At 27.9% G+C, this 4,649-nt stretch carries 6 protein-coding genes; 2 read left to right on the top strand and 4 right to left on the bottom strand.

Features of this window, described 5'->3' with window-relative positions:
- Positions 1–284: 284 nt before the first annotated feature.
- The 3 genes from COL3_RS21880 to COL3_RS21870 all read right to left on the bottom strand — a co-directional run bounded on the left by COL3_RS21880 (position 285) and on the right by COL3_RS21870 (position 2,036).
- Positions 285–896 (bottom strand): DUF6304 family protein, encoded by a 612-nt coding sequence (locus COL3_RS21880; protein ID WP_008427714.1) that lies wholly within the window; start codon positions 894–896, stop codon positions 285–287.
- Positions 897–1,025: 129 nt separating this feature from the next.
- A complete protein-coding gene (locus COL3_RS21875; protein ID WP_008427715.1) occupies positions 1,026–1,382 on the bottom strand; it encodes a hypothetical protein in 357 nt (118 codons plus the stop codon).
- Between the two features lie 102 nt (positions 1,383–1,484).
- Entirely contained in the window at positions 1,485–2,036 is a 552-nt protein-coding gene (locus COL3_RS21870; RefSeq protein WP_008427716.1) for a phosphatase PAP2 family protein, read from the bottom strand.
- Positions 2,037–2,225: 189 nt separating this feature from the next.
- On the opposite strand from COL3_RS21870, the gene COL3_RS21865 reads away from it, so the two are divergent.
- Positions 2,226–2,615, top strand: coding sequence for a hemerythrin family protein (locus COL3_RS21865; RefSeq protein WP_008427718.1), 390 nt, complete (start codon positions 2,226–2,228; stop codon positions 2,613–2,615).
- A gap of 316 nt (positions 2,616–2,931) precedes the next feature.
- The gene (locus tag COL3_RS21860) at positions 2,932–3,603 is read left to right on the top strand and encodes a hypothetical protein (protein ID WP_008427720.1); all 672 of its coding nucleotides are present in this window, start codon (positions 2,932–2,934) and stop codon (positions 3,601–3,603) included.
- A gap of 77 nt (positions 3,604–3,680) precedes the next feature.
- Here COL3_RS21860 and COL3_RS21855 read toward each other — a convergent pair whose 3' ends face one another.
- The gene (locus COL3_RS21855; protein WP_008427722.1) at positions 3,681–4,499 is read right to left on the bottom strand and encodes a MerR family transcriptional regulator; all 819 of its coding nucleotides are present in this window, start codon (positions 4,497–4,499) and stop codon (positions 3,681–3,683) included.
- Positions 4,500–4,649 lie beyond the last annotated feature (150 nt).

Here is a 4,649-nt window from a genome sequence, read left to right as displayed (position 1 = left end):
AATTTGCCGACACAGCATGATGGAAAATAGGCTGGCAAATGGACTTGTTATTTTTTTGATTGTGCCGAAACTATATTTATTTTATTATTCATGATTTAATAAAAATTAATTCACTATGATAAAATTTTATTAAATCATGAATATATTTTTATTTTCTGCCTATAATACAGATGAACATGATCTTAATAAATTGTTGTTTTAACCAAAAAAAGAGATAGCTGAATTCATGTCTGCTATCTCTTTTCCACTAAAATTTCATTTGATATACAAGAACTATATCAAAATTAACTTATACAATATTTATTACCAATATAAGTAATGTGTACTTTTTTATAATTCTTTAAATTTTCCTCGTATGCTTTATCATATAAATTTATATAGTTATCTTTCCATATTCCATCTGAAATTTCTAAGGAATATAAAGGATTTTCTTTATTCATTTCTAGATAAAACACACCAAACATACATAAGAAATTTTCATCTTTCATAAAGTATCCCTCAGGCAGCTCTTTTTTCATTTTATATAGCAACTCCTGCAAATCATACCCTTGAACCAGATAAGTTAAATCTTTCGAAGAGAATGAAAGCGAATTATTATAATAATTCTTCTTCCTTTCAACGCGCAATAAAAATTCTTTAACGCAATAGTTATTATTGTCAGCTAATAATAAAGGGATTTTGATATCTATAGAATAATCTATCAGCTCATCATCTTTTAAGTAAAAAAGATGTTCAATATCCTCAGAATTCTTTGCATAAAAATCAAAATTAAAGTTATCATTGTAAAAAATGCTATTCCTTACCTTAAGCTGAAATCCTTCTTTAGAAAAATATACTTCCGCCTGCTCGCACCCCAAATTATCAGTATATAAAGCAGAATATTTTAATTTGACCATATAATATCATGTTCCCCTCCTAAGTTTTTATTTTTCTCACACCCATTTTAGTTCTCAATTTTAAACACTTTTTTATAATACCACATTTAACCATAGACCGTAAAGATTATTATTTTAGAGCATTTTTACCTACAAAATAAAAGTCATCTTTTGAGGTTCAAAAAATGATAGTTCATATTTTCTGGCAAGTTCTTGTATTAAATCGTTTATATATTCAGCTTTGCTCATTACACAAGACATAATAATGTGTCCTTCAGACTTGTCAAAAGCAATACTCCATGGACACAAATCCAAATTATCTACATCTTCCTCATTAACATCGTCAATTTCTGGATGTTTAGTAGTCAATTCTTCATAGAAGTCCTGTATTCTTTGTGTTGGACCTATGTAAGAGGTATCCCCTTTACATAACTTTTTGTATAATGTATAAGCATCTTCCTTATTTTTAACGCTATTACTATGCCATACTGCACAATCCCAGCTCATATTTAATCCCCCTATAAATTAGACTTCATAGCATCTTCGTAAAATATGTTATTACACCAATATTTATTATATTACTATTGCGAGCCATTGTCTTTCATTTTTTTAATTTTTTACATTAATGTTCTTATTTTTTACGTTGTTAAATATAGTAATAGTTATAATAGCTAATAAAACTCCAATAATGGCTCCACAAAATACATCTGATGGATAATGTACATATAAATATAACCTCGAGAACCCAATAATACTTCCTAAACAAAATGCAAAAATACCAACTTTTTTATTCATATAATATAGTATAGTTGCAGGTGCAAAAGAGCACATTGTATGTCCTGATGGAAACGAAAAATCACTGGGCGGCTTTATAAGAAGTGAATTTAACAATGGCTTAGCTTCAAAAGGACGAATTCTAGCAACCCATGGTTTTAAGCTTAAATTTCCAACAATGAAGCATAAAATTAATGAACATATAATCATAGCTCCATATCTTCTATATTTTTTATTAATCATAAGAGCAATTCCAACTACTGACCATATGGTTAATTTATTACCTAAGCTTGTTACAAGTGGCATTAAAGCATCAAGCATAGGGTTTTTCATATTCAATTGTATATATTGTAAAATTGCATTATCCATATTTTGAATTAAATCCATTTTCTAAATCACTCTCTTTCTTTTGTTTCATAGTCAAACTTCTTTTATCCTTAATCAAAAACATAAATATCATTTTCTATCTAATAAAAATTCTTTGTTAGATATAGTTTATTTTTAAAATACCATATATAATAATAGTGTACCTAATTTAATTATTATATTCTAATTATGGAAGGAAGGTAAATATTTATGTATCAATTTAAAGATGAATATAAAACTGGAATTGATTTTATCGATGAGCAGCACAAAGTGCTTTTTGAAATTGCTGACAAAGCATACACACTTCTAAAAAATGATTTTACACTAGATAAGTATGATAGAATAGTAGAATTAATTGAAGAATTGCGAGATTATACTGCTTTTCATTTCAAAGCAGAAGAAGAATACATGCAAGAAATAAATTATAAAAGAATGTTTACTCAAAAAATTGCTCATGATGCATTTATAAAAAGAATTAACGATGTAGATTTTTCAAAAATAGATGCAAACCAAGATGAATCTATAACTAACCTATTACAATTATTAAACGATTGGCTTACAGAGCATATTTTAGAAAATGATATGCTCATAGGAAAATAATATTTAACCTCATCAAATGCTCTTTTTATTTCAAGGCACAATCAAAAAAATAACAAGTCCATTTGCCAGCCTATTTTCTTTCATGTGCCCAAAACTCAAAATTAAATTATTGGTACCTATTTCATAGTCTAGCGGAATATTTTACAAACCAGATTACTTCCTAAATATTTAATTTATCTCCAAAATATGATATTATATTTTATGGTATGAAAGTATTTCCTTAATATGAAAATATTTAATTTTTATATTAATTAACTATGGGCTAAATAGGTAAATTTATATTAATCTTACTTTGAGATAAAGAGAGGTAATTCTTATGGATATTATTGATGTAAATATTATAAAAGAAAACAGTATAGTTAAATTTATTGCCCCAAATAGAACTCTGGTTGATGGAACAGTAAAAAAAATAACTAATGATTTTTTAGGCATCACAATAAATACTAGGCAGGATGCATATATTGTATTAAATAAAGGTCAATCCATCGAGCTAATTATAGCACATGAGCGCCAAGCTTTGAGATGCATTTCTATTGTACTAGGTTCCACTCAAAGCGATTTTGAACAAGCCGTTGTAATTAGTATACCTAAAGTTATATTAAGTATTGATAGAAGAGAATTTCAAAGACTTCCTATTGTCATGGATATGGAATATTCTATTCTTCCACCTGACACAAGCTACAATAGTTTAAATCATGTTGAATCAAAATTTTTTAGGTCTTTTAGAAAAACCTATACAGTAAATATTAGTGCTGGAGGTGTATATTTTATTGTTTCAAAAAATGAAATGGATAGTAAATATGCGTTAATATCTTTATCGCTAAAGAATGAAAATATTATAACTCTATGCGAGAAAATAAGAACTGATCATGCTGATGACTCTAAACATTATAAAGTTGCATACAAATATAGTGATATAAAAACTCACCATAGACAGTTAATACTGGATTTTGTTACTGAAAAATCTAAGGAAAATAGAAGCTCGTAAATACATATTAATAAAAAGGATGACTTTACAGGGAAGTAAGTCATCCTTTCTATTATTCTTTGTTAATTTCAAATATGCTATTTAGTTATTGGAAAGCAAACCTCAGTAACAAATTCTTCTGGAGCTTTAGCACTGCCCGGTCCAGTTAGATAGATATCAAAAGGTGCACTAGCATACTTATATCCATTATCATCAATCCATTTTACAACTTTAGCATAGGCTTCCCCTAACTTCGAATACGGCCCCACAAAGGTTGTATATGCAACTAAGCCTCCTGGGAATTCTTTTATTTTATCATTTTTTTCTAAACTCACATTTTTGTTTACCGGAACACATACTTCACAATCTACATTTTCAACATCAAATTCCTTTTTATCATGGTAAATTGTCATTACCGGACCTGCTGGTTGAAGATTCATATTAAAAATGTCCTCAAATACCTTACCAATAAGGCTGCTAATATTGCTCATACTTATTGTAGATCTTCTACTAACAACAACTAATGATTGTCTTTCTTTTAATTCTACCTTTAAATCTTTACTTGCTTCCATAATATTGCCTCCTGACTCAATCTTTTTAATTTTTTGTTCAATAATTTTTTTAAGTTCTAACTTTGTTACAACTTCATTATCAATTTCGCTAATTTTTCTTTTTAGAAATTTTTTTAATAATTCTGTATCTTGCTTATCAGTAATCGCCTTTATTTCCTCTAATTTCAATCCATATTCCTTGAGTTCAGATATAAGAAGAAGTTGTAAAACTTGTTCTTGTGAATAATATCTGTACTGGTTATCCTGATCTACACGAATAGGTTTTAAGAGATCTATTTCATCATAATAACGAAGTGTCTTAGTTGAAACTCTTCCGATTTTAGAAAATTGTCCTATAGTGTACACAATAAATTCTCCTTTCCGTCGACAATCATAGTATAAACCTTCCAGCTAAGGGGAAAGTCAAGAGGTCAATAAAATATTTTTATTCTTAATCTACTATAGATACACAACATATAACTTAGACTTATGCATATAACTCACCGAAATCAAAAT

The sequence above is a fragment of the Clostridium sp. LS genome (genome assembly GCF_002760435.1).
Lineage (GTDB): Bacteria > Bacillota > Clostridia > Clostridiales > Clostridiaceae > Clostridium.
The sequence above is the reverse complement of the archived record's forward strand: the minus strand, read 5'-3'. Positions and strand labels throughout refer to the sequence as shown.